This window comes from Vibrio sp. J2-3(2022) (assembly GCF_021725735.1).
Classification (GTDB): Bacteria; Pseudomonadota; Gammaproteobacteria; order Enterobacterales; family Vibrionaceae; genus Vibrio; species Vibrio diabolicus.
Genome location: NZ_JAKKCK010000001.1, coordinates 1,463,651 through 1,477,753 on the forward strand (window position 1 = coordinate 1,463,651; position 14,103 = coordinate 1,477,753).

General features: G+C 42.8%; 11 protein-coding genes. All 11 read right to left on the bottom strand.

The window, feature by feature from the left end; translation table 11 throughout:
- Positions 1-59: 59 nt before the first annotated feature.
- On the bottom strand, positions 60-779 hold the full coding sequence (locus tag L3V27_RS06330; protein WP_104972908.1) for a carbonic anhydrase: 720 nt from the start codon (positions 777-779) through the stop codon (positions 60-62).
- 141 nt (positions 780-920) lie between these two features.
- Positions 921-1,892 carry a spore coat U domain-containing protein gene (locus L3V27_RS06335; protein WP_012842427.1) on the bottom strand — a complete coding sequence of 324 codons (972 nt, stop codon included), beginning with the start codon at positions 1,890-1,892 and terminating at the stop codon, positions 921-923.
- Complete coding sequence (locus L3V27_RS06340) at positions 1,889-4,264, bottom strand: fimbria/pilus outer membrane usher protein (protein ID WP_237311564.1); 2,376 nt, start codon at positions 4,262-4,264, stop codon at positions 1,889-1,891. Before L3V27_RS06340 ends, L3V27_RS06335 begins: the two co-directional genes overlap by 4 nt.
- A gap of 31 nt (positions 4,265-4,295) precedes the next feature.
- Positions 4,296-5,054 (bottom strand): molecular chaperone, encoded by a 759-nt coding sequence (locus L3V27_RS06345; protein WP_237311325.1) that lies wholly within the window; start codon positions 5,052-5,054, stop codon positions 4,296-4,298.
- Positions 5,055-5,093: 39 nt separating this feature from the next.
- Positions 5,094-5,630, bottom strand: coding sequence for a spore coat U domain-containing protein (locus L3V27_RS06350; RefSeq protein WP_237311327.1), 537 nt, complete (start codon positions 5,628-5,630; stop codon positions 5,094-5,096).
- The gene (locus L3V27_RS06355; protein ID WP_237311329.1) at positions 5,631-6,164 is read right to left on the bottom strand and encodes a spore coat protein U domain-containing protein; all 534 of its coding nucleotides are present in this window, start codon (positions 6,162-6,164) and stop codon (positions 5,631-5,633) included.
- A gap of 374 nt (positions 6,165-6,538) precedes the next feature.
- Positions 6,539-7,570 carry an L-threonine 3-dehydrogenase gene (tdh, locus tag L3V27_RS06360; protein ID WP_005394871.1) on the bottom strand — a complete coding sequence of 344 codons (1,032 nt, stop codon included), beginning with the start codon at positions 7,568-7,570 and terminating at the stop codon, positions 6,539-6,541.
- Positions 7,571-7,614: 44 nt separating this feature from the next.
- A complete protein-coding gene (locus L3V27_RS06365) occupies positions 7,615-8,808 on the bottom strand; it encodes a glycine C-acetyltransferase (protein ID WP_237311331.1) in 1,194 nt (397 codons plus the stop codon).
- Between the two features lie 212 nt (positions 8,809-9,020).
- A complete protein-coding gene (locus L3V27_RS06370) occupies positions 9,021-11,351 on the bottom strand; it encodes a bifunctional diguanylate cyclase/phosphodiesterase (protein ID WP_237311333.1) in 2,331 nt (776 codons plus the stop codon).
- Positions 11,348-12,280: a transporter substrate-binding domain-containing protein gene (locus tag L3V27_RS06375; RefSeq protein ID WP_237311334.1), complete on the bottom strand. Its 933-nt coding sequence runs from the start codon at positions 12,278-12,280 to the stop codon at positions 11,348-11,350. The genes L3V27_RS06370 and L3V27_RS06375 overlap by 4 nt, the downstream gene beginning before the upstream one ends.
- A gap of 62 nt (positions 12,281-12,342) precedes the next feature.
- Entirely contained in the window at positions 12,343-13,752 is a 1,410-nt protein-coding gene (locus L3V27_RS06380) for an aminotransferase class V-fold PLP-dependent enzyme (RefSeq protein WP_006741963.1), read from the bottom strand.
- Positions 13,753-14,103: the final 351 nt, after the last annotated feature.

Here is a 14,103-nt window from a genome sequence, read left to right on the forward strand (position 1 = left end):
CCAATAACAAAGCCCGCTTTATTCAAGCGGGCTTTTTCATTTTTATTTGCTTGGATTGGTTAGTGTTGCATTAACACCATACGAGCATTCAATGGTTGGATGGGACGATTGTTTTTCCCCATCACTTTCGTAAACGCTTTAATCTGCTCAGGGGAAATGGTTTGTGCTTCTTTCATCACTAACCAACGTACCCCTTCAGAGCATGGTGGTGTCGTTAGTGAGCCATTAAAGCGATAATACGCTTTGTCTTTTGGAAGCAACGCATCCGCTTCAAATGGCAATTTAATCTCTACACCTTGATCTTTACTTGGTATGTTTGCCAGTAACTTCGCTAAATCTGGGTTCGCTTTTCCGGATTGAAAAAACACAGCCACAACCGCCAAATGGCCAGTTGTATCAGCATGCACAAAGTGCGCTTCTAATGGGTATTCTTTGCCATCCACATGGTTTTCTGACGGAGTATGGAAGTGGAACTGCTTTAACGTGAATGCATTGCCATCAATCAACAGTGTGTTGTCACCCTCTAGGCTGGTTTGCAGGGTGTGGCCGTTATTGAGCAATGAGATTGCTTTGCCATGGTAGTCGAACTGCAATTTGTCTAACTTCGCTTCTGCTGCGGAGACAATATTAATTGGGCTTTGGTTTTGACCTTTGGAACATTCAGACGCAAACTCGCCCCAATGCTCAGGCCCGTGACTCCCCTCGTAACCCCAGCTTGCTGCGTAAGCTGTTCCTGTAAATACCAACGCCAAACCTAGTGCTGCCAGTGACTTCTTCATAGTTTTCCTTATTCCTTCAAGTTAAATGTTGTGAAAACAAAACCATACTAATCGCACAGAATTAAGCGGGAATAGAGTGAAAACTATGATTACAAAAGTTTTTTGGAATAGATGCCTCTAGTTATGCAATTGATATGATGCTCAAAATTGAACATCAACGATTATCGAGTCGGTATAAGTGCCAGATGGTGGGGTGGTTTGGCTTGTTATTATCTCTGCGCGATAATTGAAGTTCTGCGGAGTGATGCCATCGGGAATGGTGTCACCCGTATCCACATCGCTCTGTTCACGACGTTCAGAACCAGTACCCCCCCACCGCTCCGTCGAGGAGGATTTATAGATTTCATACTCCAAATAGTTACCGCCAGATGCCATGCGTCGTTGGCCTCCGGAGGCATTCACACCGTCGTTTAAACCAATGGTAAAAGCACTGTTCTTGGTACAGGTTAATGATATAACCTGACTGACAGGGTCAAAACCTGCCACCAATGGTGATGAACCAAAATTAATATCTGGCGCCGTGATCATACAATCGGGAGTGACTTCTAACTCTACCGTAATCAAGCTTTGTGCATTGCCTGTTTCTCGCCCAAGACATACGCCTCCAACTCCAATTCCTGAGCAATAATTCCAAATCCAAGACACCGTAATTTGGTCTCGATAAGTCCCTGCTGAGAGATTACTACCAGCTCCTGTCCGGGCATAAAGCGGAAATTCAGCTTGAGTGCCAAATAAACCTAGTAAATCGAGCAGCCCAATTTCAAAAAAATTGTAAGTTTGGCCAAAAATGTACTCTTGCGAAAGGCTTGGGTCTCCAAAAATCTGATAGCTAAGTTCCGAGCTGATATCCGCCGCATTAAGCAACCGCCCATCGTTAGTGCTGTTAAACGTTGCAGACACATAATCGCCACTCAACAAAGAAACAAGTGTAGAAAAGTCACACGTTATCCCAGCATGAGGCTGGGCTGAGCTCTGTTGCTGAATAGTTGAAACGGTAAACGAGGAAACGCTTCCAAATTGAATCAAAGGCGTCGGCGCAGTGAGCTCACAAGCCATGTTACCGGACGATATAAAAAGAAGAAAAAACCAAAGATAACGAGAATACCGACTCATAATTGTACCTCTGCTTTTTGCTCTTTCGTGCAGACTTGTTTACCTAATGTCTGTATTTTCTCGCTCCGTGTTTGATAGAGTCCCGTTATAAATACTTTACATGGTGGAAAGCCTTCGGGGTAAAAGATAATGTACTCACCTACATTACGCCCCTCAAAATACGTCACTCCATCCCAACCAATTTGCCCTACCACTCCAGTATCTGATTGACCATAAGTTCCTAATGGCAAGTAGGCGTCATTTTCATCAACAACCTCCATGCTTAACGCAACTTGCAAAGCTATTGGGAACTCGAGCAAATAGCCGTACCCAGAATGTATCGACGCGTATTGTTCTGTTGTTGGGAAAAAAGCATTGGCTGGTAATCTAAGCGGATCAATTTCATATTTTGCGGTGTAATATGCCATTGCCCACGGCACAAGTAAGTAACCGTCATCATCAGTCAATCCAACGACTTGATTCTCATATTTGACGGGCACACCTTCAAAACCGCTAGTACTGACAACAGCGAAACTATCGTACACATTATTTGCAGGGAATATTTCACCATCGAGTGACGCAACCGAACCCGACATTTCGGCAAAATAATCGTAATTACCACTCGTCCCGTTTAAGCCCGCTCGGAACTCCGCCCAAGAGGCTCGGTAAGTAACATCGGCCTGCTTTCTATTGTCAGGCTTTTCATTAATATCATGCGCTAAGTTGATTCCCCAACCACCTCGAATCGGCGCAAGTCGACTAACACTAGCACGGCCACTAAGATGACCATCGCTTTCACGCTTCATGGTTAATCCCGCGCTACCAGAGAAGGCGCTCAAAGGTAATGAGAATTGTGCTAGCGTAACGGCCTCTCCACCTATGCTCCGATTAAACGATAATGACATGTTGATATCGAACGGAAGCGAGCGACTGTAAGTTACATTAAGTATTCTCGATCGAGAGTCGGTTTGCTGAACATCAAAGTATCCCCCTGATAACGAACCCAACTCATTCAGCCGGGCGCCAACATTTATCTGAGAGACATGCCGAGACAAATTCTCTCGCTCGTTAGTGCCGTCACTTCTCAAGCTCTCTGGTGTTTGGGAGAGCGTGTAAAATCCCTCGCTCTCAACTTGGGTACGAGCGGCAAAGCTAAACATTCGAGATTGATAACTATAACCAACTGAATAGGAACTCGCTCTCTGCTCATAATTGCTAAACCTTACCGCCCCATCAATCGTTCCCATATTGAATAGGTTGGTAACAAAACCGACTCCCGCAACAATTAAGTCATCTTTCGCTTCGGTTTGTGCCTCCAACGTTAGCCAGTTTGTCATTCCGTGCCTCGCAGCTGCGACAACAGCACCATCGCCATAGTCATTTGAAGCGTTGCCATAGTTTCGGCGTAAAGCACCAAAACTAGCGTTGTAAGAGGTATAGTTAGCCTTCAGCAAGTTAGCTGAAAGGAAAAATGGACTGGTCATTGCAGTCCGCCTTCCCTGGGCATCCGTTGCAATCACTGTCGCTTCACCAGCTCCCGATACCATTGGAATATCATTGATAACAAACGGTCCCGGCCCCACAAACATTGAATCGGTTTTTAATCCGTTTACAAATAAATCTAACGTCGTGGGAGCAGTTACTTCGCCATAAAATGCAGGTAAAGGTGCGGTAACCACGTCTGGACGCATAGAGAAGTCATGTGACAGTTGAATACCAGCCATTCGAACTGGTTGACTCCACGCAAGGGGCCTCACAATGTAATCCCCTACTTCAAAGCGCAATCGACGACTTTGATCAACATATTCGTACCTCGTGTCGAAGCGCGTATATTTATTACTTTGTTGCGCTTGAACGTCTCGATGAAGGTTAGATTTAAATATTCCCGTCGTAGAAAGTACGCCGAATTCGGAAAAGGCTCTCAATTCGTGGTTAATAGATACTTCTTTTTGACTACTATCGTGATCATAAACACCAAACACACTGTAATTAAATAACCCACCAGTTCCGAATTTAGCGGGCGAAAAACGCCTCCTGTTCTGCGCAGAAAAGCGTTGCATCGGCAACCAATTAGGAGGCACTGTGATTAATAATTGCAGTGACGATTGCAAATAATCGACCTCTACACCCGATATTGATGTTATGTCTAACTTCTCTTGCGTCCCAGGTAATACATCCGCGACCACGCCAGCAGACAGTAAATCGTCTCTATACACGAAGTAACGCTCGCCTTTACGTTCAACATCCGCGATTAAACCAGTCGGTCGTTGATTAATTACTAGTTCTAACGACAAATGAATATTTTCAAAGTTCTCATAAGAAAAGTTTTCAGGACTAGGTAACTGCGATAAATGGGTCACTACGTTGTCGCACCAACCCACGCCAGGCGTCATACTGGTAAATAAACAAGATAGATATAAAATCTTATTCATTTTGTTCGAGTGGAATAACGTAACGCTTACCTTCAATATCCGCCTTTACTTTTATATTTTTCATATTGGAGTAAGAAATAGGCCACGTTTTATATTGCTCAGGTAATATATACCCTGCTAACCCTTTCGAAACGATAAAAGGCGATTGGTTTGGCGCGGTCACTGCTAGGTTGACTAATCTGACATAGTGATTAGTGGTGTTTTCTATATGAATAAGGTTCTTATCTTTACTCTTTATAATCTTTGCCTGTAGTCCGCTCCAAACTTCATTTGTTCCTTGGGATTGTCTTTTCATCCCTTTACCGTACATAAACAATGGTATGGAATATCTCATTCTCACTTTTACTGCCAGATCATTTTCTTTATTTTCATCTTGAGGCCCTTTAGCTGGCGGGAGTTCATCGATGATAATACGATATGCGTACTCTTTATTCGAAAGCGCTCCATCTTGATTTAATATACGAATAAGTTGCTTGGCACCAGGTGCAATTTTCACAAAAGGAGGCGTAGCTATCAGTTGTCGTTGCTGCGCATATGTATCCTGCCCATCCTTCTGCCCCCACTGAAAAATACGAACCTGCAAATAAAAATCTTCAGTGCCTTGATTAACCATCCAAATTGATGTCGCATTCGATTCAGAAGATATTTTAGGGTAAATAGGCCAAATAAGGAGAGAATTAGCATAGGCCTGTGAAGTTAACGTTGATAAGAAAATAGTGACGAAAACCAGTCTTTTTATTATTAAATCCATTTAATTTCTCCGAAGGTTATCATTTCTTCGAAACAGCGCTTACCACTCAAGCGTTAAGGTAAGAGTATCTGTATAAATACCAGCGATTTCATTTCCATTTAATATCGCCTTTGCCCAAATTGGCACCTGAATGTTGTCAGGGTCTTCATTAGCTCCAACAGAATAGGGGGTATCAATGTCTAATACTTGAGAGTGTTCTGCATCTTCAAATAATAAATAATCCACCGTACTCGACTTTTCTGTGTGCTTCAGCTTGCGTCCCCCTACCGAAGCGTTCAAACCACCGTCAATCTTAATATTCATGGCTATGCCAGGGGTACAACTTAACGTAAGCCCACCGTTGTAGGTGATGCTGCCTTCTACTTCCGCAGCATAAATAGCAGAATGTTCACCAAAGTTTAACTCTCCTATTGTTCCAATTTGAGTGTTACTCTCTCCTGTCAGCGCACCATTGATCAGACATCCCGTGTCAATGGTCGCTGACACTTGGAAAGTTTCACTCTGCGCTGCAAAAATAGGATAGGAAAAAGTGGCACAGGCGATGAATAAAAATGCTTTGAGTAATATAGAGTTCACTTACCAACTCAGAGTTACGTTTAGTGTATCAACATAATTTCCTGCGACGCTGCTGGTACCGTATGCCGTGGCGTACAAATTAATGGTCTCTGAATCAACACCATTAAATGTAGAGAGTGCTATAGGGTTACTCGAGGTAAACTGGGTAGAACGATCTGAATCAGTGAAGAGAGTGTAATCCACAAACTCGGATCCGTTGGTCATTGCGTGATTACCTGTCGTCGAACTGGGATCGTTGGCACCACTGACTAAAGAGAAAGTAGGCGTGACTCCATTGCTGCAAAGTATTTCGATCCCTGTACCACCTTCCCCAGTCAAGACTGCTTCTTGCTCAGTAAAAATGGCCGGAACGTCACCAAAATTTAATGAGCCAAAACCAATATTACTGGAACCGTTCACCGCATTGTTGCCATTAATGACACAGCCTTCCACTAAATTGATCGAAACATCTATCGTGCCGCTAATTGTCTCTGCCCTCGTTTGTAAGCTCAACACTGTAAATAACAAGGGAATAATCAAAAAAAATTTTTTCATATGAAGCTCCATTTCTATCTCTGTGAACTCTATCCAGATGATTGTATTATTAGTTATAGCTCAACAAATAAAACAAAGTGCATATCAAGATTAAAAAGATAAAAAGAAGTCAGTTCATTGTAGTTGTCAAAAGAAAAGCAGTGCTTTACACCGAGATATTCTTTTAGGTTGGAATATAAAACCACCAATTAACCACACAAAATAAAAGGCCTTTGTGTATTCTGCATACGTTGAAACACGAAGAAGGCAGTTTTTTCTGAATTAGACAGCTTTTAGAAACGAAAAGAGATAGGGTGTGAGCTAAATAATAAAAAATCTAAGCGTTTAAAAAACGAAAAAACGCCCCTTTCGGAGCGCTTTCTTATTTGAGCAGATTATTCCCAATCAAGGATCACTTTGCCAGACATGCCTGAACGCATGACATCGAAGCCTTCTTGGAAGTCATCAATCTTGTAGTGGTGCGTGATAATTGGTGATAGATCCAAACCAGATTGAATCAGTGAAGCCATCTTGTACCATGTTTCGAACATTTCACGACCATAGATGCCTTTGATAACTAGGCCTTTGAAGATCACTTGGTTCCAATCAATGCCCATATCTGATGGTGGAATACCGAGTAATGCAATACGACCACCGTGGTTCATTGTGGTTAGCATTGAGTTGAATGCCGCTGGGTTACCAGACATTTCTAGGCCTACGTCAAAGCCTTCTGTCATGCCTAGTTCAGCCATTACATCTTCAAGCTTCTCTTCAGCAACATTTACTGCGCGTGTTACACCCATTTTACGAGCTAGCTCTAAACGGTACTCGTTTACGTCTGTGATAACCACATGACGAGCGCCGACGTGTTTCGCAACTGCGGCGGCCATGATGCCGATTGGGCCAGCACCAGTGATGAGCACGTCTTCACCGACTAGATCGAAAGAAAGCGCAGTGTGTACCGCGTTACCGAACGGGTCGAAGATCGATGCTAGATCGTCAGAAATCTCGTCAGGGATCTTAAACGCGTTAAATGCAGGAATCACTAGGTATTCTGCAAATGCGCCTTCACGGTTTACACCCACACCGATCGTGTTGCGACACAAGTGAGTACGACCGCCACGACAGTTACGGCAGTGACCACAAGTTATGTGACCTTCACCAGATACGCGGTCACCAATTTCAAAGCCACGAACTTCCTGACCAATCGCAACCACTTCACCCACGTATTCGTGACCGACAACCATAGGAACTGGAATTGTCTTTTGTGACCATTCGTCCCAGTTGTAGATGTGTACGTCTGTACCACAGATAGCGGTTTTCTTAATTTTGATCAGAATATCGTTATGGCCAACTTCAGGTTTATCAACCTCAGTCATCCAGATGCCTTCTTCAGGCTTTAGCTTTGATAATGCTTTAATTTTCATAATGTAACCTTAATTAAAGGCCCTATTATCTAGGACCTAGAGTCTTAAATAAGACCCATGTCCTTACCAACTTCGATGAACGCATCAATTGCACGATCTAGCTGCTCACGAGAATGCGCTGCTGACATTTGAGTACGGATACGCGCTTGGCCTTTTGGTACCACAGGGAATGAGAAGCCGATTACGTAGATGCCTTTCTCTAGTGCTCGCTCAGCAAATTCTGCTGCCACTTTCGCATCACCTAGCATGATTGGAATGATCGCATGGTCAGCGCCGCCCATTGTGAAACCAGCAGCTTCCATACGTGCGCGGAAGTGTGCTGCGTTTTCCCATAGACGGTCACGTAGGTCACCGCTCTCTTCTAGTAGATCTAGAACTCGGATAGAAGCGCTTACGATTGCTGGTGCAACAGAGTTAGAGAATAGGTATGGACGAGAACGCTGACGTAGCCAGTCGATCACTTCCGCTTTACCTGATGTGTAACCGCCTGAAGCGCCACCCATTGCTTTACCTAGCGTACCTGTAATGATGTCGATACGGTCAACCACGTTGTGGTATTCGTGCGTACCTGCACCCGTTTTACCCATGAAGCCAACCGCGTGAGAGTCATCAACCATGGTCAGTGCGCCGTATTTTTCAGCTAGGTCACAAATAGCCGGAAGGTTCGCCACTACGCCATCCATTGAGAACACGCCGTCTGTAACGATAAGAATATGGCGTGCGCCTGCTTCTTTCGCAGCAATCAGTTGTTGCTCTAGCTCTTCCATGTTGTTATTTGAGTAACGGAAGCGCATTGCTTTACATAGACGAACACCGTCGATGATTGACGCATGGTTTAGTGCGTCTGAAATAATTGCGTCTTCTTTACCGAGAATGGTTTCGAACAGACCTGCGTTTGCATCGAAGCAAGAGGTGTAAAGAATCGTATCTTCTTTACCTAGGAACTTAGACAACTTCTGCTCAAGCTCTTTGTGGATGTCTTGAGTACCACAGATGAAACGTACTGAAGCCATACCAAAGCCGTGTTCGTCCATACCCGCTTTACCCGCTTCAATTAGCGCAGGATGGTTAGCAAGACCAAGGTAGTTGTTTGCACAGAAGTTTAATACTTCTTCACCGGTAGAGATTTTAACAGCCGCTTGCTGCTGAGACGTGACTACGCGCTCTGATTTGTAAAGACCTTCAGCCTTCACTTCTTCAATTTGCTGCTGAATCTGTTGGTAGAATGCAGAAGACATTTGAAATTCCTTCCTGGTTATTTTGGCGAGTATTTACTCGTTTAGAATTAGGTTGAGCCTTTATGTGACGGGCATCACGGGCTATCACTCATCAATTAATTGTAGTGTAATTCAAGGAAGGAAGAAGGATTATCCCTTAAGGTGGAAAAGCATTAATGAATTCAAGGCACGAATTCAATTAATGCTTTCCTATAATATTGTAATAAAAGGAGTTATCGCCCAGTTGGTTGTTTAAGTAGTGCTTCAAAGTCTTTGGCTGGTAACGGGCGGCTATAGTGGAAACCTTGCCCGAACTCACAGTTTAAGTCTTTTAGATAATCGACATGACGCTGTTCTTCAATGCCTTCAGCAACAATCTTAAGGTTCAGCGCTTTCGCCATTGCAATGATCACGTTGACGAGCTCACGATCGGAGTCGTTTTCGAACATATTTTGCATAAAGCTGCGATCAATCTTAAGGCGATCGAACGGGAATTTCTGTAAGTAACTCAACGCAGAATAGCCAGTACCAAAGTCATCGATGGTAAGCTTAGTGCCTAACGCTCTTAAGTTATTGAGCATGTCTAATAGCTCTGAGTCGTGGTTAAAGAGAAGGCTCTCTGTCACTTCAATATCGAACTTATCTGATGGAAGACCAGACTCCTCAAGGCTGTTCTTAATAAACGCAAGTAAGCGATCACAATACCTAAATTGAACACTGGAGAAATTCACAGAAACAAACAGCGGCGTCAGGCTTTGCCATTGCGCCGCTTGGCGGCACGCTTGCTGGATAGCGAATTCACCAATTTGATGAATCAAGCCATTTTTCTCAGCAATAGAGATAAACTCTTCAGGATTTACGAATCCGTACTTCTCATCATTCCAACGCATTAACGCTTCTGCGCCAACAATTTTACCACTGCGCAGCTCAATAATAGGTTGATAATACAACTCTAGTAATTGGCTGGAGATGGCATTTCTTAGTCGATTTTCCAAATCCAAATAGCGTTGCAAGTCTTGGTTCATATTGTGGTTATAAAAGCAGAAGGCATCGCGTCCATCTTGCTTCACGCGATACATCGCCATGTCAGCACAGGCGAGGAGCTGCTCGGCATTATCTCCATCATCCGGAAATACAGACATTCCGACGCTGCTACTCAAGAAGAATTCATGGTTGTTCCATACAAATGGATCGTTAAACGCCGAAAGCACGCTTGAAGCAACGCGCTTCGCGGTGTCATTATCAGGCAAGTCAGGAATCACTAATAAAAACTCATCCCCACCAATTCTCGCCAATAAGTCTGTTTTTCTCGCGACTTGATGCAGTCGTTGAGCACTAAGTTTAAGGATCTCGTCGCCAACAAAGTGACCCATTGAATCGTTAATCTGCTTAAAGTGGTCTAAATCAATAAACATGACCAATACTTTTGAACCACTACGTGACGCTCTAATCAACTCCAAAGCCAGTCTCTCAGAACCGTAGCTGCGATTAGGCAAGTTAGTCAACGTATCGTATTTAGCTTGGAAGGCGAGTTCTTTTTCAGACGCTTTTCGGCGTTCAATTTCGTTAGTTAGTTTTCGGTTCTGTTGAGAAAGTATGTCTTTTCGCTTTTTCTCTTCTTCAAGTTTAATTTTCAATTCAATTCTATTATTGTTTGTGATGAACGCATAACACAGCGCAATAACAACCATAACAGCAAGAATACTCAAACCGAGAATGAAGATCCGTGATGTGAAAATATCTCGCTCACTCAAAGGCTCAAACCAAGCCATAAGTTTGAAGTGATGTTTTTCAACAGGCACTTCAAAATATATCTTTCCATCAACGGCTTCAGATATTAAATAATTCTCATCTTTATTATGAGAAGACGTTTTATTTATTGTATCCCATACGACCATCTCAACGTCTTTTATTTTGAGCACCATCCGGCTATAACTGTCTTCGTGCTCTTGATTAGTGAGCTGATCAATAACAATGTTTTTATTGAGATCTGCAATTAGAAAGGCAACTGGCTTTCCAGAGAACTTGACTTGCTTGATGACTTGAATACGCACGTCGTCGTTATATCGAGTTGCACAAACCTCTTCGGGATGCCCATGTTGAGTCATTAAAGTTTGGATATCCACCTTCTGCTCTGTGTTGTCTTCAGAGCCCGTCGTGACAATCGTTGTGCCATCACTGCCTACCAGTGTGAGCTTTTTATAGATTTGGCTGCTATTAATTAACTTACCATCTATCTTTTCATCGAAACGACGCTTCAAGTTAATTAAACTCGCTCCTAACCCGTACTCCATTGACATGCCAGAGGCTAAATTAGCAAAGAATGTTTGTACTGTTTTATCTGTAGATAAATTATCAACATCTTCACTAGCAATGGTAAATAAATTATCGAGTGTGCTTGCGTAACTTTTTACTTTTAAACCGAGTTCCCTATGCTGGGATTCTTTTAATTTATTTTGCCCCAAACTTGTCACAACAATAAGCATAGCTAAATAAATAGAGACTAATATTGCGCTTATTGCAATAAATTTTTTACTGGATATTTTTTTAACGGCCTTTTTCATCGGATTTTCTTACTATCTTCTATGAAGTAATCGTTATAAAAGTAGTAAATAGATGGATAGTATTTTTTTACTAATTTTTCGTAGGTTCCATCTTTCTTTATTGAATCTAAATAACGATCAAATGCTTTGCGTAATTCCGGCGAGTTTTTCCGGAATGCAACAGCCATTTTCTGATTTTCGGATACTGGACCAATGACTTTTATTTCACCTGGCCATTTTTCTAATGCAATTAACGTATCGGCGACGTCTAGTAATGTGCTTTCCGCATCATTTTTCATTATCGCTGGCACCATCTCATTAAGAAGACGAGCCCCATCAGGCAGTATGACTTTTGCGCCTGTGTCATATAAGTCATAAAGGTTAGGGTCCAAACAAGAGTGCTCCAACGCCAACACTTCGCGACCATGAATAAGCTGCTTGACGGTTTTTACATCTTCATCAACCGAACCACTGGGTTTAATCGGACTCAGCGTGGAATCTGTTCTGGAAACTAACCAAACGCCCGACGGGAAGTAATCTTGTGAAAAGTCTAAAACTTCAGAGCGCCAGTCAAGAATGGTAACGCCATTTGCGATCAAGTCACCCTCGATTAGAACACTTTCTCCCACAACGGCTTGCTTATTATGGTATTGAACATCTTGGCCCGTCAGCTTACCGACCATATCGCTCCACTGAGCTGGAACATATTGGTACTTAACGCCCAACGACTTGGCAAAGCCTTTTACTATCTCTACATCTAAGCCAGTCAAGGTTTCCACTTCACCTTGTTCAATATAAGAAACGAAGTTAGCGTACGGCACACCAATATGGCGCAACACTCCGCGATCACGAATCTGTTGTAAGTCGTCTGACCAAGCGGAAGAGGACATAACAGAGGCCGCCATAAGCGCCATCGCCGCTAAAGTTCTTTTGAATGTTTTGACTGACATAATAATATCCTTACCTTTCACAAAGCGCCCAATAACGGGCGCTTGAGTGATAAACAACGATGTTAGAACGACGAGTAATACAAATTCGTCATCGCCACCACGAGCCCTTCAACATCCTGCTCGTCATGGAACAAGTGCGTGGAGATACGGAGTGCGTAAGTATCAAAGTCATCATCTTTATGCAGCTTAAAGCTGGTTGTTCGAATGATATAGCCATATTCTTCACGCAGACGATCTCTGAATTCAGTCAATATGTCTTCATTCGTCACATCAGAGAATGGGTTAACTGTGGTTAAGCCACTCGTTAAACCTTCCACGTTTGGCGAGTACATTTGGGCTTGTGGCAAGTACTCTTGTAGTAAGGTTTTACACAAACTACCAAGACTTAGAACACGTTCCTCAATGCGGTCACGACCAATCTCATCCCACATTTTGCAGCTATCAACTAACGCTTGTTTCGCAGGATAGTTGTCGTTCCCGATGTACTGCATCTGTAATTGTTTGCCTAAGTAATCAGCATGAGAAAGTGAAGAGTTGATCAACCACAACGGGTTTTCACGATCACTCCAATACTCATTCAAGCGATTGGCGTTATCACGTACGTACAAAATACCGGTTGCGCCAGGACCACACTGCCATTTGTGACCAGAACCTGCATAGAAATCACAATCCATATCATGGAAATCGAGGTCAAACATACCGACAGTATGCGCTCCATCTACAAGCGTAGGCACACCATATTCTTTCGCTAAAGCACAAATGGCTTTGGCTGGTAACGCCGTTCCCGTTTTATAGGTGATATGAGAGAACATGATGAGGCGAACGTTTTGATGCGCATCAAGCGCGTCGCGGAAAGCTTGGATGTAATCTTGTTCAGAAACGTCTTCAGTACCGGTAAATACTGGTAGTTGAATTTCAACAACATCGACGCCAAAACGATGTTTTGCGACGTTCATCGGTGATGTCGCTGCCATATGCTCATGGTGCGTCGTTAAAATCACATCACCTGGTTCAAAGTGTAAGCCGTTAATGATCGAACATAGACCATCAGTAGTATTGCGGCTGAGAATGATTTCTTCTGGGTTAGCACCAAAGCCAGGCGCTACTTCTTGAACCATCTCAGAGACATAAGGCCAAGAGCCAAATTTGCCCTTCATATCCCAAGGATATTTAGCCACCAACTTGTTGTTATGCTCGTAATCTTGAAGAACTTGTCTTGGCATAGAACCCGTTGTGCCAATGTTCATGTAAGTCGTACGTTTATCCAAAACGAACTGTCGTTGCACTTTACGCCAAAAGCGCTTATCGTGTTTTCTACCTAGCCCGCGGCTGCTCCAATCAATTTTCTGTTCTCGTGCTTGAACTGCGCCCGAGAAAGCGGAAGCACTCACACCAGCAACAACAGCTCCTGTTGCGCCTTTCAGAAAATTACGGCGGCTGCTATTAGTCTGAATAGATTCCTTGTCTTTCATCTTTTTCAATCCTTGTCGGAAATTAGCCATATTATTAATTTTAAGTGCGTAACTATCTGTTACTAAAACATTATTACCCATTAAAACCAGAGTTTAATTTTTTCCTCTGCCATTAAGTGACTTTAGTTCCAATTTTTTATCTTATTTGATGATATAAGCAACAGTTTGACCATAAACCTATAAACAACCATATTCACATTAAAATATTCATTAAATTGATTACTTTTTATAGAAGACAATTCCGACAACTTCTTTATAAAACAATTATGAGCTTTGTTATAAAGTCATTAAAAATTTAACTTTGCGTTAATTTAAAAATATTCAGATTATTTTTTGATTGACGTCTATTCT

Bases quoted from the DNA above. Each gene is read 5' to 3' on its own strand.
- L3V27_RS06330 (WP_104972908.1), bottom strand. From the start codon at position 779: ATGAAGAAGTCACTGGCAGCACTAGGTTTGGCGTTGGTATTTACAGGA.
- L3V27_RS06335 (WP_012842427.1), bottom strand. From the start codon at position 1,892: ATGAGTCGGTATTCTCGTTATCTTTGGTTTTTTCTTCTTTTTATATCG.
- L3V27_RS06340 (WP_237311564.1), bottom strand. From the start codon at position 4,264: ATGACGCCTGGCGTGGGTTGGTGCGACAACGTAGTGACCCATTTATCG.
- L3V27_RS06345 (WP_237311325.1), bottom strand. From the start codon at position 5,054: ATGGATTTAATAATAAAAAGACTGGTTTTCGTCACTATTTTCTTATCA.
- L3V27_RS06355 (WP_237311329.1), bottom strand. From the start codon at position 6,164: ATGAAAAAATTTTTTTTGATTATTCCCTTGTTATTTACAGTGTTGAGC.
- tdh (WP_005394871.1), bottom strand. From the start codon at position 7,570: ATGAAAATTAAAGCATTATCAAAGCTAAAGCCTGAAGAAGGCATCTGG.
- L3V27_RS06365 (WP_237311331.1), bottom strand. From the start codon at position 8,808: ATGTCTTCTGCATTCTACCAACAGATTCAGCAGCAAATTGAAGAAGTG.
- L3V27_RS06370 (WP_237311333.1), bottom strand. From the start codon at position 11,351: ATGAAAAAGGCCGTTAAAAAAATATCCAGTAAAAAATTTATTGCAATA.
- L3V27_RS06375 (WP_237311334.1), bottom strand. From the start codon at position 12,280: ATGTCAGTCAAAACATTCAAAAGAACTTTAGCGGCGATGGCGCTTATG.
- L3V27_RS06380 (WP_006741963.1), bottom strand. From the start codon at position 13,752: ATGAAAGACAAGGAATCTATTCAGACTAATAGCAGCCGCCGTAATTTT.